This is a genomic window from Alkalimonas mucilaginosa, from assembly GCF_036327005.1.
Classification (GTDB): domain Bacteria; phylum Pseudomonadota; class Gammaproteobacteria; order Enterobacterales; family Alteromonadaceae; genus Alkalimonas; species Alkalimonas mucilaginosa.
This window is the reverse complement of record NZ_JAUGZK010000002.1, coordinates 387,701-411,574: the sequence shown is the minus strand read 5'-3', so window position 1 is coordinate 411,574 and position 23,874 is coordinate 387,701. Positions and strand designations below refer to the sequence as shown.

24 protein-coding genes are annotated in these 23,874 nt (G+C 50.9%); 5 read left to right on the top strand and 19 right to left on the bottom strand.

The window, feature by feature from the left end; translation table 11 throughout:
• Positions 1-8: 8 nt before the first annotated feature.
• The 13 genes from hisS to trmJ form a co-directional block, all read right to left on the bottom strand.
• Positions 9-1,280, bottom strand: a complete 1,272-nt coding sequence (gene hisS / locus QWF21_RS04260) for a histidine--tRNA ligase (protein WP_330086797.1) — start codon at positions 1,278-1,280, stop codon at positions 9-11.
• Between the two features lie 81 nt (positions 1,281-1,361).
• Positions 1,362-2,477, bottom strand: a complete 1,116-nt coding sequence (gene ispG / locus QWF21_RS04255) for a flavodoxin-dependent (E)-4-hydroxy-3-methylbut-2-enyl-diphosphate synthase (protein WP_330086796.1) — start codon at positions 2,475-2,477, stop codon at positions 1,362-1,364.
• A gap of 3 nt (positions 2,478-2,480) precedes the next feature.
• Positions 2,481-3,365 carry a RodZ domain-containing protein gene (locus tag QWF21_RS04250; protein ID WP_330086795.1) on the bottom strand — a complete coding sequence of 295 codons (885 nt, stop codon included), beginning with the start codon at positions 3,363-3,365 and terminating at the stop codon, positions 2,481-2,483.
• Positions 3,355-5,094 (bottom strand): type IV pilus biogenesis/stability protein PilW, encoded by a 1,740-nt coding sequence (pilW, locus tag QWF21_RS04245; protein WP_330086794.1) that lies wholly within the window; start codon positions 5,092-5,094, stop codon positions 3,355-3,357. The genes QWF21_RS04250 and pilW overlap by 11 nt, the downstream gene beginning before the upstream one ends.
• A 23-nt stretch (positions 5,095-5,117) precedes the next feature.
• On the bottom strand, positions 5,118-6,245 hold the full coding sequence (locus QWF21_RS04240) for a bifunctional tRNA (adenosine(37)-C2)-methyltransferase TrmG/ribosomal RNA large subunit methyltransferase RlmN (protein WP_330086793.1): 1,128 nt from the start codon (positions 6,243-6,245) through the stop codon (positions 5,118-5,120).
• Positions 6,246-6,339: 94 nt separating this feature from the next.
• A complete protein-coding gene (gene ndk / locus QWF21_RS04235; RefSeq protein ID WP_330086792.1) occupies positions 6,340-6,771 on the bottom strand; it encodes a nucleoside-diphosphate kinase in 432 nt (143 codons plus the stop codon).
• Between the two features lie 151 nt (positions 6,772-6,922).
• Positions 6,923-7,336 (bottom strand): type 2 periplasmic-binding domain-containing protein, encoded by a 414-nt coding sequence (locus QWF21_RS04230; RefSeq protein WP_330086791.1) that lies wholly within the window; start codon positions 7,334-7,336, stop codon positions 6,923-6,925.
• 12 nt (positions 7,337-7,348) lie between these two features.
• Entirely contained in the window at positions 7,349-8,437 is a 1,089-nt protein-coding gene (locus QWF21_RS04225) for a porin (protein WP_330086790.1), read from the bottom strand.
• Positions 8,438-8,455: 18 nt separating this feature from the next.
• Positions 8,456-8,878: a type 2 periplasmic-binding domain-containing protein gene (locus tag QWF21_RS04220; RefSeq protein ID WP_330086789.1), complete on the bottom strand. Its 423-nt coding sequence runs from the start codon at positions 8,876-8,878 to the stop codon at positions 8,456-8,458.
• Between the two features lie 10 nt (positions 8,879-8,888).
• Complete coding sequence (locus QWF21_RS04215) at positions 8,889-10,019, bottom strand: porin (protein WP_330086788.1); 1,131 nt, start codon at positions 10,017-10,019, stop codon at positions 8,889-8,891.
• Between the two features lie 143 nt (positions 10,020-10,162).
• Positions 10,163-11,377, bottom strand: a complete 1,215-nt coding sequence (locus tag QWF21_RS04210; RefSeq protein ID WP_330086787.1) for an IscS subfamily cysteine desulfurase — start codon at positions 11,375-11,377, stop codon at positions 10,163-10,165.
• Positions 11,378-11,398: 21 nt separating this feature from the next.
• Entirely contained in the window at positions 11,399-11,881 is a 483-nt protein-coding gene (iscR, locus tag QWF21_RS04205; RefSeq protein ID WP_330086786.1) for a Fe-S cluster assembly transcriptional regulator IscR, read from the bottom strand.
• A gap of 115 nt (positions 11,882-11,996) precedes the next feature.
• Positions 11,997-12,737 (bottom strand): tRNA (cytosine(32)/uridine(32)-2'-O)-methyltransferase TrmJ, encoded by a 741-nt coding sequence (trmJ, locus tag QWF21_RS04200; protein WP_330086785.1) that lies wholly within the window; start codon positions 12,735-12,737, stop codon positions 11,997-11,999.
• Between the two features lie 271 nt (positions 12,738-13,008).
• Here trmJ and QWF21_RS04195 point away from each other — a divergent pair, with 271 nt between their 5' ends.
• The 3 genes from QWF21_RS04195 (at position 13,009) to QWF21_RS04185 (ending at position 17,007) form a co-directional block, all read left to right on the top strand.
• Complete coding sequence (locus QWF21_RS04195; protein ID WP_330086784.1) at positions 13,009-13,833, top strand: class I SAM-dependent methyltransferase; 825 nt, start codon at positions 13,009-13,011, stop codon at positions 13,831-13,833.
• A gap of 15 nt (positions 13,834-13,848) precedes the next feature.
• A complete protein-coding gene (purD, locus tag QWF21_RS04190) occupies positions 13,849-15,144 on the top strand; it encodes a phosphoribosylamine--glycine ligase (protein WP_330086783.1) in 1,296 nt (431 codons plus the stop codon).
• Between the two features lie 66 nt (positions 15,145-15,210).
• Entirely contained in the window at positions 15,211-17,007 is a 1,797-nt protein-coding gene (locus QWF21_RS04185) for an ExeM/NucH family extracellular endonuclease (RefSeq protein WP_330086782.1), read from the top strand.
• Positions 17,008-17,042: 35 nt separating this feature from the next.
• Here the strand turns inward: QWF21_RS04185 and QWF21_RS04180 are convergent, their stop codons facing one another.
• Entirely contained in the window at positions 17,043-17,438 is a 396-nt protein-coding gene (locus QWF21_RS04180) for an MAPEG family protein (protein ID WP_330086781.1), read from the bottom strand.
• Between the two features lie 37 nt (positions 17,439-17,475).
• Here QWF21_RS04180 and QWF21_RS04175 point away from each other — a divergent pair, with 37 nt between their 5' ends.
• A complete protein-coding gene (locus QWF21_RS04175) occupies positions 17,476-18,405 on the top strand; it encodes an ion transporter (RefSeq protein ID WP_330086780.1) in 930 nt (309 codons plus the stop codon).
• A 70-nt stretch (positions 18,406-18,475) separates the two neighbouring features.
• Entirely contained in the window at positions 18,476-19,372 is an 897-nt protein-coding gene (locus tag QWF21_RS04170) for a phosphoribulokinase (RefSeq protein ID WP_305944086.1), read from the top strand.
• Between the two features lie 50 nt (positions 19,373-19,422).
• Here QWF21_RS04170 and speD read toward each other — a convergent pair whose 3' ends face one another.
• The 5 genes from speD to astA all read right to left on the bottom strand — a co-directional run bounded on the left by speD (position 19,423) and on the right by astA (position 23,812).
• A complete protein-coding gene (gene speD, locus QWF21_RS04165; protein WP_330086779.1) occupies positions 19,423-20,229 on the bottom strand; it encodes an adenosylmethionine decarboxylase in 807 nt (268 codons plus the stop codon).
• A gap of 56 nt (positions 20,230-20,285) precedes the next feature.
• Positions 20,286-20,714, bottom strand: coding sequence for an OsmC family protein (locus QWF21_RS04160; protein ID WP_330086778.1), 429 nt, complete (start codon positions 20,712-20,714; stop codon positions 20,286-20,288).
• An 87-nt stretch (positions 20,715-20,801) separates the two neighbouring features.
• Positions 20,802-21,152 carry a DUF3802 family protein gene (locus tag QWF21_RS04155; RefSeq protein ID WP_330086777.1) on the bottom strand — a complete coding sequence of 117 codons (351 nt, stop codon included), beginning with the start codon at positions 21,150-21,152 and terminating at the stop codon, positions 20,802-20,804.
• A gap of 119 nt (positions 21,153-21,271) precedes the next feature.
• Complete coding sequence (astD, locus tag QWF21_RS04150) at positions 21,272-22,741, bottom strand: succinylglutamate-semialdehyde dehydrogenase (RefSeq protein ID WP_330086776.1); 1,470 nt, start codon at positions 22,739-22,741, stop codon at positions 21,272-21,274.
• 54 nt (positions 22,742-22,795) lie between these two features.
• Entirely contained in the window at positions 22,796-23,812 is a 1,017-nt protein-coding gene (astA, locus tag QWF21_RS04145) for an arginine N-succinyltransferase (RefSeq protein WP_330086775.1), read from the bottom strand.
• Positions 23,813-23,874 lie beyond the last annotated feature (62 nt).

The following is a 23,874-nucleotide window of genomic DNA, read 5'->3' as shown; positions in this document are numbered from 1 at the left end:
TTCTTTCGCTAAATCGTTTGCAAAAAGCCAACCAGCTCGGTTAGCGCAATACGTTGCTGTGGCCGCTCTTGCCGCAGCCACTTAAGGGTAATGCTGTTTGAAGCCAGCTCATCACTGCCAAGCACTAAAGCCAGCTCAGCCCCTGATTTATCTGCTTTCTTAAATTGTTTTTTCATGGCTCCACCACCACAATGCTGCATAATGCGTCGCTGTGGAAAAGCGGTGCGTAGCTGTTCGGCAATCGGAACCATAGCAAGTTCCGTAGCCGGATCGGTTGCCATCAAATACCAGTCGGCTTGCGCTGGTGCGACTGGCGCCAAATCCAGTGTTTGCAGCAACAATACCAGTCGTTCAATACCCAGAGCAAACCCGACGGCAGGACAGGATTTCCCTCCTAACTGCTCAACCAGGCCATCGTAGCGCCCACCAGCACAGACAGTGCCTTGTGCTCCTAGACTATCCGTTACCCATTCAAACACAGTTTTGTTGTAATAATCCAGCCCCCGCACCAGTCGTGGATTCAGCTCATAACGCACACCAGCCGCAGTCAATCGTTGTTGTACTTCAGCAAAATGTTCGACCGACTCCGAATCCAGATAGTCAGCCAGCTTTGGAGCTGCCGCCAACAGCTCTGCAAGTGCAGGATTTTTACTATCCAGAATGCGCAATGGATTGCTGTGCAGACGACGCTTACTGTCCTCATCCAGCAATTCCAGATGTCCGGATAAATAATCCACCAGTGCTGTCCGATAACGTTGCCGTGCTTCCGGGCTACCCAGTGTATTGAGCTGCAAGCGCACATGCTGCGTTAAGCCAAGCTGCTGCCAAAGTCTGGCGCTGAGCAGGATCACTTCCGCATCCATATCTGCCGTTGCTACCCCAAAAGACTCCAGACCAAACTGATGAAACTGCCGGTAACGGCCTTTTTGTGGCCGCTCATGCCGAAACATCGGGCCCATGTACCAAAGACGCTGTTCTTGGTTATACAGCAGTCCATGCTCGTTACCAGCCCGAACACAACAAGCAGTCCCTTCAGGCCGTAACGTCAGACTATCGCCATTTCGGTCGCTAAAGGTATACATTTCTTTTTCGACAATATCGGTCACTTCACCGATGGAGCGTTTAAACAGCTCCGTCATTTCGACGATAGGAAAACGGATTTCCTGATACCCATAACTGGTCACAGTCTGGCGTAGCAATTGCTCCAGATACTGCCATAGTCCACTATCTTGCGGCAGACAATCATTCATGCCACGAATGGCTTGTACTTGTTTCGACACAATCTTCCACTCGGATTGACTAAAAAATAGAGGCGATTATAGGAGCTTCAGCAGCAAACACCAAGCTTTCCCGAAGCTTTCTCACTGTTCCAACTGCGTGACCGCGATCTGCTGCTGTTTTCGCAACAAATAATCCCGCACCTGCTGTTCCAGTTGCTCTGCGATATGTGCATTGTGCAATCGCAGCTTCTGCCGCTCACCATTGATGTAAAAACCACTCATTCGATTGGCACCGGCTACGGCCAGATCGGATACCAGGGCTTCTCCCGGGCCATTGACCACACAACCAATGACAGACACCGTCAACGGCTCTACCACATCTTCCAGCCGTTGCTCCAGCTCATTCATGGTTTTGATCACATCGAATTCCTGCCGTGAACAACTGGGACAGGCAATGAAATTAATGCCCCGTGAGCGGATCCGCAATGATTTTAAAATATCAAAACCTACTTTTACTTCTTCCACCGGATCGGCGGCTAACGACACACGCAAGGTGTCACCGATGCCCTCAGACAACAGCATACCAAGACCAATTGCTGATTTCACGGCTCCGGCACGGGCACCACCAGCTTCAGTGATTCCCAAATGCAGGGGCTGTTTTATCTGCTGGGCCAGCAAGCGGTAGGCACCGACAGCCAGAAATACATCCGATGCTTTGACGCTGACTTTAAACTGTTCAAAGTTTAACCGGTCCAGAATATCAACATGCCGCATGGCTGATTCCACCAAAGCCGCAGCAGTAGGCTCACCGTATTTTTGCTGAATATCCGCTTCCAAAGAGCCGCCATTAACACCAATGCGAATAGGAATATTGTGATCTCTGGCACAATCTACCACAGCCCGGATCCGATCTTCCCGGCCAATATTGCCTGGATTAATCCGCAGACAATCCACACCGTACTCTGCTACCTTCAACGCAATGCGGTAATCAAAATGAATATCCGCAATCAACGGGATGGGGGATTGCTGTTTAATCAATCGAAATGCTTCTGCGGCTTCCATCGTCGGTACAGACACCCGGACAATATCAGCCCCGGCAGCCGCAATCGCATTAATCTGCGCTACAGTTGCGGCCACATCGGTGGTTTTGGTATTGGTCATCGACTGAACAGCAATAGGAGCATCTCCCCCCACAGCAACAGAACCAACATGAATTTGGGTACTTTTACGACGCTTAATCGGATTTTCTGCAAACATAATTTATTCTTGTATCGGAACGGAAAATTTCGCAACCCGGCCACTGGCAAAACCGGACAAATCAACAGGCTCATGATCGAGCTCTATCTCAACCACGGTAGGGTTCCCTAAAGTCACAGTAAAAGGCGCTTTGCCTTGTACCTGCATCAGATAACCTGCCCGCTTGGTACCAAAGGCTACTCTGGAGCCATTATCATCCACCACATCAATCCAGCAATCATCGGCAAAACGCATCGTTAACTGATTGCTCGACAGCACAGTCTCAGCGACCGGCTGCGTGCTTATCACGCTTACCTCTGCCGGCACTTCAGAGCTACTTTCAGGAGCAAAGACTTCATCATCCTCAGGCCCGGTGTCAAGCATGGACTCCTGATATTCTACCTGTTCAGGCCCGGTATCGGCTTCACTGAATGTTAACTCTGAAAGTTGCGCTGCTGTGCTGACGGGTGACGTGTTGGCTGTTACCTCATCACTCAGCCAATGAGTTTGCCACCACCAAAGCAACAGCAGCCCAATCAGCACAGCTCCCACCAGATAAGTGAGCAGCATAAAACGATTTTCAGTCGCCTCTTTTTCGGTACGGTTTGAAAAGCTGTGCATAGCTCTGGTTTCGGCTTGTTGCCCACCATGATGACGCTCGTACGCACTTAACACATCCTGCTCGGAAATCTTCAGTAGCCTGGCGTAAGAGCGTAAGTAGCCCCGAATAAAGGTTGGCAGCAGATTGGCGTCGTATTGATCCCTCTCCATGCTTTCGATCAGCGACAGTTTAAGGTTCAGCTGACTGGCAGCTTCTTTCACTGACCATTGCTTGCGCTCACGAGCCAGGCGTAATAACTCACCTGCCCGGACCTGTTGTACTTCTGTTGAGGTGCTTTCAGTTGTCATGGTTGAGATCAGCCGGGTTTATCAAATAGATGTGTTGTCCTACGTAAACCCGACTTTCCTTAGTCAAATTATTCCAATGCAATAACTGGGCAAGGCGCACATTGTAATGCATTGAGATACTAAAAAGTGTATCTCCGCGCTCTACCACATGAAAATCCGGCCGCTCCACAGCAACAACCTCCGTCACCGGCGCTGGCGCAGGTTCTGCCAGCCAAATTTTCTGACCAGTTCGAATGGTAGCTGCCGGCGACAGTTGGTTCCATAACTGCAGCTTTTCCAGCCGAATATTATACTGCATGGAAATAGCAAACAGCGACTCACCTTGTTGCACTAAATGATACGCCACTCCGTCGGATGAGTACTCTTGCATCGCTTGGTCGTCGTCCCGCTGTGCTGTTGGCAGACTGTGGAGATCTTTTGGCTCCGAGTCATGGACAGCAGACCTGGCAAGGAGTTCATTGACTGGGTCATGCCCATTAATGGCTGGCGCACTCTCGTTTTCTTTTGCTGGTATCGTGGCATCACTCAGAGCTTCTGATGGCTCAAACAGCTGCAACGATCGGGTTAAACTTGTGAGCTCAAAGGCTGCGGTTTCAGCTATCGAATGCTGCATGGAAGACATCTCCGATAGCACATCGGGTTGCGGCTCAGGTTGCAGCCTGGTCACCGATGGTTCTGTAACCCTTGGCTGAGTGCCCGAAAATGACGATAAAGAATCAGCAATCAGACTGGTTTCGTTGCTTGTGACAGCAACAGAAGACGCAGCGGCTTGCGGTGACAGAGACACTGACGATGCCCCCTCTGTAGCCTGAGTTGCCGTTTGCTCCCGCCGTACAATACGGATCTGAGGCTGCGACACCGGCGCTTCTGCAACCACAGCAGCAGGTATTTCTACCGATGACAGCAGGTAGGTCTTGTATCGCTCACGGAGCTGTTCAAACTCAGTATCCTGTACCCGCCCCTCGCGAAGTAAACGGGCAGCCCGGCTATCCGGATAAACCTGCAACAACAGCTCACGGGCATTCTTTTGTGTTTCACTGTCCAATTCTTTATCGGCCAGTAGAAAACTCAATAACGCCGTATCGGCCGAAACATGACCAAGACGCTGAATGCGGGTAAGATGCTGACGGGCACGTTGATGCCTTCCCATGGCGTAATCGAGCGCGGCCAGGTTTAGCAAGCTACTGATACGGTTACTACTGTGGAGTACAGCAGACTCCAGATAGTGTTGCGCACGACTGAAATTATTTTGCTGCAACTGACATAACGCCAGATTTTCATAACTTTCCGAAACGCGTATATAACCCGGCCGACGAATGGCCGTTAGCAAGAGTACTTCCGCCTCATCGTACTTTTCTTGTTGGCACAAAAAAGCACCGTAATTGTTGTAGGTATCCGGGTTATCGGCATCACGTGCCAAAGCCTGTTTGTAAGCAGCCTCTGCTTGTTCTGCCTCATTTACGCTTTGATAGTAGTAAGCAAGCGCATTGTAAACTTCAGGCAGGTTAGGCGCCAGGATCCTGGCACGCTCCAGATTGAAGATTGCTTGGGCATTTTCTCCGCGCTGCAAGTAATTAAGACCCAGCGACATTCGGGTTCGTGCGGCTTCGGTGTTATCAACCTGTCGTTGCTGCACGGGTCGCTCTGAGCCGACATAAGTACTCTCAGATACACAAGCTGATAATACCAATGCACTCACAACGAACATGCTAACCGACAGTTTCTGCATAACTTTTACCCTGAGCAAAGCCCTTACGATGTCATTCTGACGGAAATTGATTGCCCTTTCATTTGTTTTTTCAACAGGCGCTTGGTGCGATCAACTACATCACCGACCAACTGCCCACAAGCGGCATCAATATCATCGCCTCTGGTTTTACGTACCATGACGGTAAAACCATGTTGTTGCAAGACTTTATTAAAACGATCAATGCGTGAATTGCTCGATCGTGCATAAGGAGAGCCTGGGTAAGGATTAAAGGGGATCAGATTGATCTTAGCCGGTGTATCCCGCAACGCATGAGCCAACTCATGGGCCTGCTCCATGCTGTCGTTAATGCCTTCCAGCATCACATATTCTACCGTGACTTTATCATTGGCCTTGGACCACTCTACATAACGCCGGGATGAGGCCAGAAAATCTTCCATCGGGTATTTCTTATTGACCGGTACCAACTCGTTACGCAGCTGATTATTGGGGGCGTGCAGTGAGATAGCCAGAGCCACATCAATTTTCCCCAGCATGGCATCCAAGGCAGGCACAACGCCTGAAGTACTCAGCGTGACACGGCGTTTGGACAGACCAAAGCCATAGTCTTCCATCATCAGCTCCATCGCCGGGATTACATTGTTCATATTGAGCAACGGCTCCCCCATGCCCATCATCACCACATTGGTCACCGGCTTTTCTCCGGTATCACCATAGCTGCCAATCAACTGGCCAACCCGCCACACCTGGCCAATGATTTCAGCCACAGTCAGGTTACGATTAAAGCCTTGTTGAGCCGTTGAGCAAAATGAGCAGTCCAGCGCACAACCAACCTGGGAGGAGACACAAAGTGTACGGCGATCCTTTTCCGGGATCCAAACGGTTTCGACTTCCTGACCACCATCCAGCCGCATCACAAACTTAATGGTTCCATCGTTGCTGTCCTGACGACTGGCTACTTCCGGAGCACGGATTTCAGCACACTGCTTTAATTTCTCCCGCAGCACCTTGTTCACATTGGTCATTTTGTCGAAATCATCGACACAGTAATGATAGATCCATTTCATCACCTGATCGGCACGAAATGGTTTTTCGCCCAAATCAGCAAAAAACGACTTCATTTGCTCGCGGGTTAAATTCAGCAAATTTGTTTTTGCAATGAATGTTGTCATGCTATCAATTCCTGTCTAACCATGGCGTTTACTGTGTTCACCAAAGACGCAACAAGGGGGCCAGGCCCCCTTGATTCAGTACTGCTTTAACCGATTAACGGGTACGTGAGCAGACTTCTGCATCGGTGAAGAAATAAGCGATTTCACGAGCAGCAGACTCGGCAGCATCTGAGCCATGAACCGCATTTTCGTCGATGCTATCGGCGTAGTCAGCACGCAAAGTTCCAGCCAAAGCATCTTTCGGATTGGTTGCACCCATGATTTCACGGTTTTTACGCACCGCATCTTCACCTTCCAATACTTGCACCATCACTGGGCCTGAGGTCATAAATGCAACCAGGGCGCCAAAGAAAGGACGCTCTTTGTGCTCGGCATAGAAACCTTCTGCCTGCTCTTTGCTCAAGTGTAGCATTTTCGATGCCACAATACGTAATCCTGCTGCTTCAAAGCGCTGGTAAATAGCACCGATCAGATTTTTAGCAACAGCATCCGGCTTTACAATAGAGAAAGTACGTTCTAAGGCCATGAAAGGACTCCTTGAGTAAATGGGTTAAATTTTAAAGGCGCGAAATTATACGTGATTCAGCAGAGAAAACCTATTTTCCGTAGAAAAAACTTTTCTGCTGACATAAAAAAAGCTTCCGGTGTTGGAAGCTTTGTTATGTCGTGAATGCAACTCAGAAAGTAGCAACCACTTTCACACTATCATCCACATCAGCAGCGGCAATATAACCGATAGCCGATGGATCGGCAGCTACTGCAGCTTTCATCGCTGCGGCTGTGGGATGCTCAGCGGGAGGCGTTCCTTTACCGGTAAACACCAAGCGGGACCAGTAGGCTTTTAACTGAGCCGATGAGCGATTCAATACCTTGGTATCAAAACTATCCCGTGCTGGTAAACCTTCTGCCAAATTCATCGGCGTGGCCCGACTGCCATCACTGAAGGTGCTACCCCGCCCCAGAAACAGCCGATTCAACTCAGCCTGATCAACACTGGCGTTATTGGATGGATGCACTATTACCGCAATGTCTGCAAACAAGGCACCCGAGAACAGCATCAATGCGCCACATACCGCTTTTAATAATGTCATAGTATTCTCCCCTTAGAAGACCAGATCCACACCAAAAGTAATGGATTTGCTGTCACCTGCCACCTCCCAGAATGGTTCACTTTTATCTTTGACATCATCGTATTGGAATTTAAAAGCGGCATTGGAGTGAAAATCCCAGCGCAGCCCTAAGCTGGTGGTATTGTGCTTTTCGTTTGCACTGTCAAAATCGGCGTACGAAATGTAAGGGGTAAACTGATTGATACGATACCCCGCAGAAACCATATAGGTGTCAAACTTCCCTCCATCCAGATCGAGCCGGTTCAGCTCAGATAAAAAAATCCAGCTGCCAAAATCCATATTCACTGAGACCCCGGCAAATTTTCCGCGCCTTGTTAAGGAATCTCCCCAGGTCACCCGTTCAACCACGCCATCAATGGTACGGTAACGTTCATTAATATAGGTCATGTATGTAAGGCGGATATCCAGCCAGTCTCTATTCAGGTTCAACACCCCACCTACTATGTTTTTCCAGATCTCACGGGTAGGTTGCCTTGGCGGAAAGTATTCTGATAGTAATTTATTCTGGCTATCATCCTCCCGGCCAGTATAAATATTGCCGCTAATGTCCCAATCACCGACAAAATAGTTAAACATGGCGTTCACGCCGGTGTAGTTAAAAATTTGCCAGGTGTAATTATCGGCCGGCGGTCGGATCCATAAATAGGCATAGCCCACATCAAAAAAATCCGAGTAATAATACAAAGGTAAGCGTTTTTTACCGGCTTGCAGTGTCCAGTGATCATTCAAATCATAGGATAAATAAGCCCATTCAAAGCGGGCATCAAAGTCATCGGCCCCCCTGGCAACCACCTGAGCAGTAGCCGATAAACCGTCGGTTAGATTCGCTCTGAACTGCAAACCAAAGCGGGTGTCGGGCTTAAAGCTCCAATCTTTCTCGTACACACCAACCAAGGGATAATTCGCTAGAAAAGAAGGGGGAATGCCCTCACTTTCCACACCAGTTCCGCTTAAAACCCGTCCTCCAATCACGGAAGCGTAACCAGACACATCAACATTGGCATAAGCGACCGGCTGTAACAGCAGTAACCCGGTTGCAGTGGCTATTAGTGTTTTCTTCATGGTGCTCTCCTGTGCCAACTAATCAAGTTGAATCGCAATACGAACCCGTTCATCCGCTGCTGATGCAGGGACATAGCCTATGATGCTGGGATTGGTGGCCACCAGTTTCAGCACCTCTTCGTGTGAATCCACTTCTTGTGGCGGTGTGCCTTTACCGGTAAACACCAGCTTTGACCAATAAGCCTTGAGCTGTGCAGAACTGCGGCTTAAAGCGCGTTGGTCAAAACTTTCCCTTGCCAACATGCCTTCCGCCAGATTAATGGGCACCGCCGACTCACCATTCGGGAAGGTTCTGGCCCGCCCCAGATAAAGCCTTGATACATCCTCTGTGGTTAAATCGGTAGCATTCGCCGGGTGAACGACAATAGCCAGTGACTCAGCCAGCACTGATGCGCTAAGCGCCAGACTGGCGACCATTATAGAAATGCATCTAAAGTTCATAGTCCGCTCCTTAAAACACAATGTCGACACCAACAGCAAAAGCGTCATTGCGGTTGTCGGTGAGGGTATTTTTTTCGTTGCTGTACTGTGCTTTCAATGCTGCTGCCGGATGGAAATCGTAGCGCAAGCCAAGATTCCAGGTTTTAGTATCTACCGACTGACTTTCCACCACGGCAATCAAGGGTTGTAATAATTGCGGCGGCAGTACAGTGGTGTATGGCTGGTATATTGCTGATTTGCTGCGGTGATCTTCCCGCTCAAAGGAGACAAAGGGGGTGATGCTGTCAAAGCGATAGCCCAATGACAGGTAGTAATTTTCACGCTTGGCAAAGAAAGAGTTTTTAACATTGATTCGATTGTACTCAGAAATCAGTACCCAATCGCCCTGATCCAGAGTAATCCCGAGACCAATAAACTCACTTTGATCGTCATTAAAATCAAGTGCAGCAACCAGGCCAGGTAAACCGGCTTGTGTTAACCCAGTAAATAGTGGTGCAAGTGCCGGGGCATCGATGCTGACTTTCCCGCTTAAGTAGGCAGTCCGCACCGACCACCAGCCTCGCTCCAGCTCCCAGGTCACACCGGCAATGTTTTTGATATCCGCACTCGCTGGGTTACCAGCCAGACTGATATCGCCACTGTAGGAGCCAAGCAACAGTTGCAAGGTGGAATCAAACTCCCCCAGATGCGCCGTATGATAGAGCGACAGCCCTTCAAGATTATTAAAGCCCAGACCATAGACGCCTTGAGGTACACGCAGCCAATCGTAGGCAAACCCTACATCCATAAAGTCGGAATACCGGTAAAAAGGGGTACGCAACCGGCCAGCATTAATCCGCATACTTTCGGTCAATTCATAGGTTAAAAAAGCCCACTCAAAGCGGGCATCAAAATCATTACTACCACGTCCCATCACCTGAGCGGTGACGGATAGCTTGTCACCCAGATCGGAGCGGACCTGAATAGCAAATAAGCTTTCATTTTTAAAATCAATCGTATCGGTATAACCATACAGGGTTTTGTCACTACCAGTGGACGTACCCGCTTTGATGGAGGCAAAGCCATTGATTTGGATATCAGCCAGGCAGGTCATGCTGACGGTAAGGGATAAAGCACTGAGTACGAGCAAAGGTTTTCTCATGGATTCCTCTCCGAAAAAAATAATGGTTTTTACGGGGAACTTTTTTAGCCTAGTTGAACGTAGAGAAAATGCCAGTGACCACGCAACAAAAAAGCCAGAGCAAATCAATGCTCTGGCTCATTTTTAGGGAATTAAGTAAGTGCTTATTGAGTAAGCCACTCCACTGAGTTTACATCGCGGCCATCTTGGTACATATCCCAGAGTGGGGACGTCGCTCTTAGCCGGGTTGTGGCTTCTTTGACAACCTTAACGGTATGCGCGATATCTGCCTCGGTAGTAAAACGGCCAATGCTAAAACGTATGGAGCTATGAGCCAGTACATCACTCAGGCCAAGCGCCCTGAGCACATACGAAGGCTCCAGACTGGCCGAAGTACAGGCCGAACCTGATGAGACGGCGATGTCTTTTAACGCCATAATCAACGACTCGCCTTCTACATAGTTAAAGCTGATGTTGCTGATCCCCGGCACACGAGGAGCATCATCGCCATTTAAAAATACCTGCTCAATATCTTTCAAACCATGCAACAACTGCTGACACAAGGCATCACAGCGCTGACGCTCTGCCGCCATTTCTGCTTTGGCAATACGAAAAGCTTCGCCCATACCCACCAGTTGATGAGTCGCCAGAGTACCAGAGCGCATGCCCCGCTCATGACCACCACCATGGGTTTGCGCTTCTAACCAGATACGTGGCTTGCGCCGAACGTACAGAGCTCCCACCCCCTTCGGACCATACACTTTATGGGCAGAAAACGACATCAGGTCCACTTTTAACAGCTGCAAATCAATAGCCACTTTACCAGCAGCCTGTGCGGCATCCACATGGAACACGATGCCTTTTTCCCGGCACAGCTCACCGATAGCCGGAATATCCTGAATCACACCAATCTCATTGTTCACGAACATCACGCTGATCAAGATGGTGTCGGGCCGGATCGCCGCTTGCAGCGCCGCAAGATCCAGCATACCGTTCGCAGCCACATCCAGATAAGTGACCTCGTAACCTTGCCGCTCCAAGGCTTGCATGGTGTCCAGCACGGCTTTATGCTCGGTTTTCACGGTAATTAAGTGCTTGCCTTTCTTATGGTAGAAACCAGCGATCCCTTTAATAGCCAGGTTATTGGATTCAGTAGCACCCGAAGTCCAGACAATTTCCCGCGGATCGGCATTGACCAACTCAGCAACCTGACTGCGGGCCAGTTCAACCGCTTCTTCTGCTTGCCAGCCAAAACGGTGTGAACGTGATGCCGGATTGCCATACTGGCCATCCATGGTCAAATACTGCATCATTTTGTCAGCCACCCGCTTATCTACAGGGGTTGTTGCCGCATAATCCAAATAAATGGGTAGCTTCATCGTTGGCTCCGGTTAGGCTGCCTACAGCTGGCAACTTACTTCAATACTGTTTACCGAGGATGCTTTACCAGGCTTATCCTGGCGTTGCGCCACTCCTTGCACATCACTTTGCTCAACCAGCTCGGCCAGCGAAATGCTGGCCAGAAAATCTTCAATACGCTGACTGAGATCACTCCACAAACTGTGTGTCAGGCAACGCACACCGCTCTGGCAATCCGATTTTCCCTGGCAACGAGTCGCATCAATGGATTCATCAACCGCACTAATCACTTCAGCCACCGCAATGCTAGCAGCCTCACGTCCCAGTTGGTAACCACCTCCGGGCCCGCGCACACTGCTGACTAGACCACGCTTGCGCAAACGGGCAAACAGCTGCTCCAGATAGGACAGCGAAATGCCCTGCCGCTCAGAAATATCGGCCAAGGACACAGGCCCACCGCTATGATGCAAAGCCACATCAAGCATGGCAGTTACTGCGTAGCGTCCCTTTGATGTCAATCTCATGCTAACCCCCGAATGGCTATGCCATCACCCTCTGCGTTGATAGCTGACATTGTACATTCCCGACTATTTTAGTCAAGTATAAGACCCAGTAGCTTAGTCAGGTATTCCTACAGCATTAACGCTGGTTCTGGTCGGTGTTCCCAATGCGCTTTTGTACCGAGGTCAAAATACCCCGCAAAATATTGTACTCGGCCTCTTCCGGCCTGGCACGATTGAACAAGCGTCGCAACTTCGTCATTACCAGACCTGGGTGTTGCCGAATAATAAATCCCGTTTGATCCAATGTTTGCTGCAGATGCTGATAAAAGTTTTCCATTTGGCTTGAGCTGGGGTAAGCCGTATCATCACTTGCTTCCACCTGACTTTGCGCAGCCAGAGCCGCAACCCGCACTTCGTAAGCAACAATCTGGACAGCCATCGCCAGGTTCAGTGAGCTGTACTCAGGATTAGCCGGAATGCAGACGTGGTAATTGCACAACTGCAACTCATCATTGCTTAAGCCACTGCTTTCCCGGCCAAATACCAGAGCCACCGAATGGGTGGCAGCTTCTTTCACCGCCAACTCAGCACAGGCCCTTGGTTCCAGCATTGGCCAGGACAACGTTCGGGAGCGAGCACTGGCTCCTACGACTAAACCACAATCGGCCACAGCTGACCCTAAAGCATCAAACTGCTCCGCCTGGCTTAACAGCTCGCTGGCGCCGGCTGACAGCGCATACGCATGGCCATCCAGTTCAGCTTTTGGCTGCACCAAACAAAGCCGGCTCAGGCCCATGGTTTTCATCGCCCTGGCTACAGAGCCAATGTTGCCACTATGGGTGGTTCCCACCAGTACAATTTTAATGTGTTCGAGCATAAGATACCTTTTTTGCCAAGGCGCATTCTACCACAGCCTGTCTCCGCTACGACAGCATCTACGCCAGCAGGTGGTCACTGTGGCTACGAGTGATAGAGCAATGGAAGTCCGGGTTGCTATTTTAACAGTTGCTGAAAGCGCTGTTAATCGCTGCTTTTTTTGCCGGCCTTTGCTACACTAACGGCCCAAGGCGGTGTGCGTGGTGTCCGGCCCATTGGGGTATGGGCGCACCGGGTAAACAACAACGCAACAAGACTTGAAAGGATACCTCATGACTCCTACTCAAAAAAAATCTATCTGCTGGGCTTTACCGGCCCTGCTGCTCAGCATCTCATTATCAGCTTCTGAAACAGCTATCCAGGCAGCAGTCGATCACCCAAGCCGAACCCCAGCCAACACCCTGCGCGATCAATACCGCAATCCAGTCAGTACCCTGGCTTTTTTCGAAGTGCAGCCAGACAGTACTGTCGTTGAAATCTCACCCGGCGCCGGCTGGTACACCGAAATCCTGGCCCCGCTGCTACACGAGCGGGGCACATTGTACGCGGCTCACTTTCCGGCCAACAGCAGTTCCGAGTATGCCCAACGTACGCTGGCCAGCTTTCAGCAAAAAATGGCCGCTCACCCCATTTACAGCAAAGTAGAGCTTACCGAGTTTGCAGCCAGCGCAGGCGTGCAAGTTGCTCCGGATGGCAGTGCCGATGTGGTACTCACCTTTCGCAACCTGCACAACTGGTACATGCAAGGCGGTGACGATGCCATGCGCATTGCCTTCAACCATTTTTACCGGGCATTAAAACCAGGTGGAGTCCTGGGTGTGGTTGAGCACCGTTTACCCGAAGCTCAGCTTGATAGTGACTGGACGCGAAGTGGTTATTTCCCGCAAAGCCTGGCCATTGAGCTGGCCGAGCAAGCCGGCTTTGTGTTTGAAGCCAGCAGTGACATCAATGCCAACCCAAAGGATACCGCGGATCACCCTCGCGGCGTCTGGACCCTGCCACCAAGCCTGCGTCTTGGCGAACAAGACAGAGATCGCTATCTGGCCATCGGTGAAAGCGACCGAATGACTTTGAAATTTCGTAAACCTCAACAGTAATAATCGGACAATTGAATGAACGTACTGGTAGTCGGCGGCGGTGGCCGCGAACATGCACTGGCCTGGAAAGCGGCCCAATCCCCTCTGGTCACAAAGGTTTTTGTGGCACCCGGCAATGCCGGTACGGCGCTGGAGCCCGCTTTACATAATGTTGCCATTGCAGCGGATGATGTACCCGCTTTACTGGCTTTTGCCAAAGAACAACAGGTTGCACTGACCATTGTTGGGCCAGAAGCCCCACTGGCCAAAGGCATTGTCGATGCGTTTCGTGCTGACGGTCTGGCCATCTTTGGCCCAACGCAGGCAGCAGCGCAACTGGAAAGCTCCAAAGCCTTTGCCAAAGACTTTCTGGCCCGCCACCAGATCCCAACCGCTGCCTACCAGACTTTCACCGAAATAGCCCCGGCCAAAGCCTATGTGCAACAACTTGGCACCCCTATCGTAATTAAAGCTGATGGCTTAGCGGCTGGTAAAGGCGTCATTATTGCCCAAACCGAGACAGAAGCTTTTGCCGCCATCGATGATATGCTGGCTGGTAACAAGTTTGGTGATGCTGGCAGCCGGGTGGTGGTCGAAGAGTTTCTGACCGGTGAAGAAGCCTCTTTTATTGTGATGGTGGATGGTAGCCATGCGCTGCCCTTTGCCTCATCGCAGGATCACAAAGCCAGAGATGAAGGCGACCAAGGGCCTAATACTGGGGGCATGGGTGCCTATTCCCCTGCCCCAGTGGTCACAGCCGCAGTGCATGATTGGGTAATGCAGCAAGTGATTGAACCGACAGTGCGCGGTATGGCCGCAGAAGGCAATGTATTTACTGGCTTTTTGTATGCAGGCCTGATGATAGCAGCAGATGGCACAGCCAAAGTTCTGGAATTCAATTGCCGCTTTGGTGATCCAGAAACCCAGCCCATCATGATGCGGCTTGAATCTGATCTGGTCGCTCTTTGTCAGGCCGCAGTAGAAGGCAAGCTGGCACAAAACGACATTCAATTTAGTTCCGATGCAGCTGTTGGCGTGGTGTTAGCCGCTGGTGGTTACCCGGACAACTATGCCAAGGGTGCAGAAATTCACGGCCTTGAGGGAGCGGATTCAGCCAAAGCCAAGGTGTTCCATGCAGGTACCGAACTCAAAGATGGCAAGGTTGTGACCAATGGTGGCCGGGTGCTGTGCGCTACCGCTTTGGGTGAAAATGTCACTACAGCCCAGCAAGCAGCTTATCAACTGGTGCAGCAAATCAGTTGGCAGGACATGTTCTGCCGCAAAGACATTGGCTACCGTGCAGTCAATCGCGAATCCGCTGGTAACAAATAGCATCTACCACCAACAACTCAAACCCGCTTTGGCGGGTTTTTTCTAGCCAGGAAGACAGGACTTGTTATGCACAAGATCGGGTATTTTTTCTGCATTTTAGCTGCCGGCTTCACGCTCAATGGTTGTCAACAGCAGCAACCGCTTTCTTGCGACAGCTCGGTGACACCGATAACAGCCATTCAGGGTACCGCTGAACACAGCCCTAAACTTGGCCAAACCCTGCTGACTCAGGGGGTGTTAACTGCTTACATTTACCCTGGCTCAGCCCGGGCAGGTTGGCTGCTGCAACAACCAGGCGAGCCTGCGCTGCAACCCAGCTCGCAAGCAATTTTTTTGCCCGATGATGGCCACCTGGCCGAACTGAAGCCTGGCCAATTACTGGCGGTGCAAGGACGGGTAGCTGAAGTAGAGCAGTTAACCAGCCTGATTGATGTGCAATTTCAAAGCTGTGGTCAAAGCCAGACCACTCCTTTGGCTGTGACCTTACCTTTGCCTGAGCATCTGAGCTGGGAGTCACTGGAAGGCATGTGGCTATCCTTCGAGCAACCATTGGTGGTAAACAGTACTTTTGGGCTAGGGCGTCATGGCGAGCTGACCCTGGCCGACAAGCGCTTATGGAGCCCCACCCAGATCCACCTGCCCGGTGACGCAGCACAGGCTCACGCAGTTTTGCAAGATAGACGAACTTTAGTGCTGGACGACGGTAGCCTGCAACAAAATCCAGAACCCCTGCCTTACCCGCCAACGGGCTTGCATGCTGCACAAAGCTTGCGGCTGGGTGATACACTCACTCAGGTAGAGGGCGTGCTGTTTCAGGATCAACGCGGCTACCGGCTGGTCCCTACCCGCCAACCTGATTGGCAGCCACAAAACCTCCGACCCGAACCACCAGCAGCACGACAAGCAAATGAACTGAGAGTCGCCAGCTTCAATGTCTTGAACTTCTTTACCGGAGCCGATCAGGATCCGTCCTTTCCAACCCGGCGTGGTGCCAGCAGCCAGGCAGAGTTTGAACGCCAAACGGCGAAGCTGACGGCTGCCATCCTGGCAATGGATGCTGACATCATTGGCTTGATTGAACTGGAAAATAACGGCTATGGGGCAGGCAGCGCCATTGCTACCTTGGTATCGGCGTTAAATGCCGTGACCGAGCGGCCTTATGCGATGGTGGAAACCGCACAGCAACCCGGCAACGATGTCATTAAGGTCGGCTTGATTTACCGGCCCGATGCGGTGCAGCAAGCCGGTACTGCGGCAACCCAGCCACAAGCTCCCTTTCATCAACTGCACCGGGCACCCGTCGCCCAAAGCTTTATGGATCTGAGCTCTAGGCAAGTGCTGACCGTCAGTGTCAACCATTTTAAATCCAAAGGCGGCTGTCCACGGCAGGAGCACCCACAATTTGACCTGATGCGCGATCAAGGCGATGGCCAGGCATGCTGGAATGCTGCCCGGCTGGAAGCAGCAAGCGCTTTGCACAACTGGCTACAACAACAGCCGACCGGGGTGGAGACCCCCTACCAGTTATTGATGGGAGATCTCAATGCCTACCGGATGGAAGACCCGGTTCGCCTGCTGGAGCAACAGGGCTGGCAGTATCTGGATGCCAAAGCGGATCAGCCGTCCTACTCCTTTGTCTTTCGCGGCAAAAGTGGCTCGCTCGATCACGCCCTTGCCAGCCAGGCTTTTGCCAGCCTGGAACCTACAGTGACACACTGGGCGATTAACGCTGATGAACCTGTATTGTTTGAATACAGCCTGCAATACAAGAGCCAGGCGCAACAGCAAAGCTTGTATGCACCCGATCCATATCGCTCATCGGATCATGATCCCATCATCATCACGGTTCGTTTTAACAAGTAGGCCTGAGCCTGCTGGGATAACCTTATCCCGGCAGGCTAACCTCCCCAGACAGCCAGGCCAGCCATCGTAAAAGCAGCAACCATGCCAAGTAGCCATACCAGTGAGCGCATGCTGGAAAAATCGTACCAGTAACACACTAAATACAGTAACCGGCTCAGCACAAAAAGCCACCCAAGGCCAAGCACCCAGGCCCCCGTCTGGCCACTTAAACCGACTGCCAGAACAGCACAACCATAGATCACCAAAGCTTCAAAACTATTGTAATGCGCCGCATTGGCGCGCTGACCAAAGCCAGTCAGCCTGGCTTGCTGCTGGCGCGGATTATGGTTATCGTAGCCCTCAGGCTCACGATTCATCGCCAACACCAAAGGCGCTTTAGCCAGGTAAGGCAGCAGCATCACGATAAATAAGGTGAGCAATAAACTGGACATAGCTTGACTCCCGCATTTGAAAAACAAGGACTTAAACATGCTGGCACGTGCCACGATGGCCAAATGGCTGGAACCATCCACTGAACACGACAAGCGCTACCTGTGGGTGGATATTGCGCTGATCCTGCTGATTGGTTTAAACATTATTGCGCTGATCCTGCAATCCATCGAAAGCCTGGATCAAGCCTACCATGCTTACTTTTTTTACTTCGAGCTTTTTTCCATCACAGTCTTTACGCTGGAATACGGCACCCGGATCTGGAGCATTGTCGATGCGCCGGAGTACCAGCAGCAAGCCGGCAGCAACTGGCAAAAGCGCTGGCGTTACATCGGCTCACCAATGGCCATCATCGACTTGCTGGCCATACTGCCATTTTACCTTGGCTTCTTTATCCAGCTCGACTTACGCTACCTGCGGGTATTCCGCTTGCTACGGGTGTTCAAACTCACCCGCTACTCACGCGCCATGCAATTATTAATGAATGTGTTTAAAGAAGAGCGTTTTTCACTCTTTGCCGCTTTTGCCGTGCTCTTTATCATTATGCTGGTGGCAGCCTGCGCCATGTATTCGCTGGAAAAAGACATCCAGCCCGAACATTTTAGCTCCATCCCCCAAGCCATGTGGTGGGCCCTGGTGACGTTAACTACCGTCGGTTACGGCGATGTCACTCCGGTGACCGACCTCGGCAAATTGTTTGGTGGCCTGATTACCATTGTTGGTATTGGCATGGTGGCCTTGCCGGCCGGCATTCTGGCCTCCGGTTTTTCCGAGCAGCTATCACGTCGTCGCCAGTTTTACCAACTGGCATTGGATCAAGCTTACCAAGATGGTGTTTTGCTACCTGATGCAGCGCCCATGCTGGAAAAGCTGCGCTCAGAGCTGGGTGTCAGCCACACTGAAGCCCGTATTATGCAGCAATTGATGGAAAAGCGTTATCAGGCGATGCATGCGGCGGATAGGGATTAAATGAAAGCAACTTGCCTGAAAGCGACAGGTCTTATAAGGTATGGATCCAATACCATAGGGTGGGCTTGTAGTGTCCGATAAAAATCCAATCATTGCCATTACCGGCTCCTCGGGTGCAGGTACCAGCACCACCAGCAATGCCTTTCAGCATATTTTCCGCACCCTGGGCGTTGATGCGGCCTTTATTGAAGGCGATTGTTTTCACCGCTACAGCCGCCCCGAAATGGATTTGGCGGTGCGTAAAGCGATGGAGCAAGGCAAGCACATCAGCTACTTTGGGCCGGAAGCCAACGATTTTGGCGCGCTGGAAGACTTTTTTGCCAGCTACGGCAGCAATGGCAGTGGCCGCTACCGCAAATACCTGCATACCTTTGAAGAGGCAGTGCCATACAACCAGTTGCCTGGTACTTTTACCCCCTGGCAGGAGCTACGCCCCAATACCGATTTGCTGTTTTACGAAGGCCTGCATGGCGGTGTCGTCACCGACCAGCACAACGTGGCCCAGCATGTCGACTTGCTGATTGGCATGGTGCCAATAGTGAACCTGGAGTGGATCCAGAAAATCATCCGCGATACCCATGACCGTGGTCACAGTCGTGAAGCGGTGATGTCGAGCATAGTGCGCAGCATGGATGATTACATCAACTTTATAACGCCGCAATTCTCCCGCACCCACATCAACTTCCAGCGGGTGCCTACCGTGGATACCTCCAACCCTTTTAGCGCCAAAGACATCCCTTCATTGGATGAAAGCTTTGTAGTGGTTCGTTTTCGCGGCATCAAGCATGTGGATTTTCCCTACTACCTGCAGATGATCCACGGCTCTTTTATGTCGCGGGTTAATACGCTGGTGGTGCCAGGTGGCAAAATGGGTCTGGCGATGGAGCTCATCTTAACGCCATTGATTGAAAATCTGATGAAAAAGCGCGCCAACACCCGCGGGCAGTTGGATTGGTTGGGACGTTGAACAAAAAAACCGCTCAGCTGAGCGGTTTTTTTAAAGCATGAAACCAAGTATCACTTCACATCCGGCAAGTTGCGGCCATAGAAGATTTCACGGATTTCCTTAAAGACCTTTTTACTGATTTCAGTCACTTGCTCTTTGCTCATCGAATCGGTGCCAACCCCAAACAGGTAGTTGTCCAGATCGCCTTCTTTGAGCATCATCTTAGTATGAAACAGGTTTTCCTGGTACACATTCACATCAATCATTTGAAACGCATTCTTGGTTTCTTCATCCATAAAGTTCTGGATGGAGCTGATCGGGTGATCGATGTAGTGCTTGGTACCACTGACATCACGGGTAAAACCACGCACCCGGTAGTCTATGGTGACCACATCGGATTCAAAGCTGTGGATCAGGAAGTTCAGCGCTTTTAATGGCGAAATAATGCCACAGGTCGATACCTCGATATCGGCACGAAAGGTGCAAATACCATCGTGTGGATGCACTTCCGGGTAGGTATGCACACAAATATGGCTTTTATCCAGGTGCGCCACCACGGTCTCCGGCAAGGGGCCCGGGTTCTCCGAGTTATCCGGGTTTTCCAGCACTGGCTCTTCACTTACCAGTATAGTCACACTGGCACCTTGCGGATCGTAATCCTGGCGGGCAATGTTCAGTACATTGGCGCCGATGATATCTACTACTTCACACAGAATATCGGTTAAACGGTCGGCATTGTACTGCTCGTCGATGTACTCAATGTACTCTTGGCGGTGCTGTTCCGTTTTGGCGTAACAGATATCGTAGATGCTAAAGCTTAAGCTTTTGGTCAAATTATTAAAGCCATGCAGCTTTATTTTCTCAAACGGATTGATCACTTAGTGTGCTCTCCACTCCTGTTGCTCTGCGGCACCAGTTGTTTGATGACAGGAAGTTAGTCGGCGCTGGCCAACCCTTCCGCGGCTTTTACACTGTAGGAATGCGAGACCTGGACACTTTTAGCCAGCATCAGCGACACCGAACAGTACTTATCGGCGGATAGCTCTACCGCCCTGGCCACCTGCTTTTCATTGAGGGACACACCGGTGACCTCAAAATGCAGATGCATTTTGGTAAAAACCCGTGGAATGCTGTCAGCCCGCTCTGCGGTTAGCTTTACTTCACAATGCAGCACCTGCTGCCGGGCTTTTTGTAAAATACTGACTACATCTACCGAAGAACAGGCTCCGGCTGACATCAGCAACATCTCCATAGGGCTTGGTGCCGTACTTTGCTCTTTATTGGCATCAAACACCACCTGGTGACCGCTGCCGGACTGACCGACAAAAGTCATCGAGTCCAGCCATTTTACGGATGCTTCCATCGCAAAAAACCTCGGTATGATCACAAAGGGGGCATATTCTAGCGAAAACTTTGCCAAGCCGCCAGAGTATGACTAAAGGGAATTGCGCTAATCAAGCAGATCAACGACCGCATTATCGAACAGGTTCTTAATCAACAAAGCAACTTCGCTAATAATTTCAGCTTGTTCCTCAGTCACGGGCTTCTCCAGTACGCTGGACAGCACTTCCTGAAAGTCGTACATAATGCCATCGACCTCCCGGATAATGACACTGCGGTGGTTCACTTCCAGCTCAGTGTGTTGAGTACAAAGCTGAATAATTTGCTCCGCGATGCACTCTTCTAAAAACTCCCCCACACTTTTGTTGCCTGCGGCCGGCGTGCCTGATTGCTCAAACAACGACAGGTTTTCTGCCAGAAACTGGATCAAGTGTTCGTAGCCGGGTTTATCGATCACCATGGTCGTGATACTGCCTTAAAGAGTGCTGTAGTTGCCTAACAGTTAAGCAAAATTTGGCCCAGAAAACAAATCGGGGCTTAAGCCCCGATCAAATTTATCGTTGTCTTTATTCTTTTGGCTTAGAACTTCAGGCCTGGCGACAACTGCTCAGGCAGCTGCACTTTATCCAGCTCGACCGAAGCAACCGGGTAAGCGCAATAATCAGCCGCATAATAAGCACTGGCACGATGGTTGCCACTTTTACCAATGCCACCAAAAGGTGCTGCTGAACTGGCGCCGGTAATAGGACGGTTCCAGTTGACGATACCAGCACGAATACGACGGAAAAAGTGCTCATACAATTCTGCACTGTCACTAAGCAAACCGGCCGATAGGCCAAAACTGGTCCGGTTAGCCGCATCAATAGCCGCATCAAAATCAGTAAAGCGGAACACTTTCAATAATGGGCCAAAATGCTCATCATCCGGAAAATCCTGAATGTTGCTGCAATCGATGATGCCCGGAGACACCAGGCCAGTATCTGCTTGCAGATGCTTCATCTCCAGCAGCGAGCGCCCGCCCATTTTTTGCAGCTGGCTTTGTACATCCAACATGCCTTTGGCGGCTGCCACCGAAATCATCGACCCCATAAATGGCTGCTCGTCATCGTCGTACAAACCGACCTTGATGTTGGCGGTGACATCCAGCAAACGGGCCAAAATACGATCGCCCTGCTCGGTCGCCGGCAAAAACAGTTTGCGGGCGCAGGTACAACGCTGGCCAGAGGAGATAAACGCCGACTGGACGATATCGTGTACAGCAGCATCAATATCCGCCACATCCTGCACCAACAATGGGTTGTTGCCGCCCATCTCCAGTGCCAGAATTTTTTCCGGCCGACCTGCAAATTGCTGATGCAAAATATGGCCGGTACGGGAGCTACCGGTAAAGAACAAGCCATCGATATCGTCATGGCTGGCTAACGCTTTGCCGGTTTCCACTTCACCTTGCAGCAAACTCAGCACACCAGCCGGCAAGCCAGCCTGTTGCCACAACTTCACTGTTAACTCGGCTACCTTGGGTGTCAGCTCACTTGGTTTGAACAGCACGGTATTACCAGCCAGCAAGGCCGGTACGATATGACCATTGGGTAAGTGGCCTGGGAAGTTGTAAGGGCCAAACACCGCCACTACGCCATGCGGCTTGTGCCGCAGGAAAGCTTTGCCTTGTGGCATGGGGTTTTCTTTGCTGCCGGTACGCTCCTGGTAAGCACGCACTGAGATGTCAATTTTGCCGATCATGGCCGCCACTTCAGTGCGGGTTTCCCACAAGGGTTTACCCGTTTCTTCCGCGATACAAGCTGCCAGCACTTCCTTTTTTGCGGTCAGTTGCTCACCAAAAGCTTTCACAAAGCCTAAACGCTCGTCAAAGCTGAGCTGACCCCAGCTGTACTGGGCTGCACGGGCTGAAGCGACTGCAGCGTTAACCTGAGCAACGGACGCCGCCTTTCCCTGCCATAGTTGTTGGTTCTTAGCTGGATCAATGGATACAAACGAATGGCCTTCGCCCTCCAGCCACTCCCCCTGAATAAATTGTACAGGACTTGTCATACTACTCCCCTTAATTAGTTCCATCCCCAAACTGATGTTGCAGGATGACAGGACTTAAATCCTGGTTAAACGAACCCAGTCGCCAGCTTGCACCAGCAACCCTTCGGCACAGGATGCAGGCAGCACCACTTCATCGCTGTCTTCTGGCACGGATAACTCCAGCCAGGTGGCGCGGAAACTCTGCAGCTTGGTGTTGCATACCATATAGGGCTGACCTTTGCTCACGTCACCAATACGCACCTGCCGCTTTTCACTATCACGCGCCGAACGGATATGCTCCAGATTGGCCTCGACGGTTGGGCCTGCATCGAAAATATCAACATAGCCGCGATGTGAGAACCCCTCCGACTGCAGCAATGAAATAGCCGGCCGGGTTTTTCCATGTACCTGCCCAATCACCGCTTGCGCTTCTTTACTCAGCAAGCTGACATAAATTGGATACTTTGGCATCAATTCAGCAATAAAGACTTTCTGTCCAATGCCGGTCAGATAATCTGCTGTCGGGAAGTCTACTGAAAAAAAGTGTTCCTGTAACCACTGCCAGAATGGTGAGTTGCCATTTTCATCAGAAACCCCGCGCATTTCGGCAATAATCCGATCCGAGAAACGCTCACTGAATTCTTTTAAAAATAAAAAGCGGAACTTGGACAGCAACTTGCCGTTGTTTTTCTGACGGCAATTTTCCCGTAAAAACAAGGTACAAAGTTCACTGGCACCCGTGTAGTCGTTGCACAAAGTGAGAATATCCACCGTTTTGTAGACATTCAGTGAGCGTGAGCTGTGCACCACCTTGCCCAGATGATAGTGGTAGAAAGCATCATCCAGCCCTACCGCAGCTTCCAGCGCGCTGGTGCCCATCACCTGACCAGTTTGGGTATCTTCCAGTACAAACAGATAGCCTTCATCGCCAGGCGATGTCACGGCTTTTTGAAACGATCGTTCTGAGCGGCTGATTTTACGCATCAGCAGCTCATCATTCACCGGTAAGGAGGTAAAGCCATGGCCAGACTCCACGGCAATGTCGTACAGTGCTGCGTAGTCATCGGCACGGATTGGGCGAATCACAATCATTGTCGCTTTCTCCAGTTGCATCCCCCAGGCTTTGCAGCAACTAGCAACAGTGCCGTTTGCAA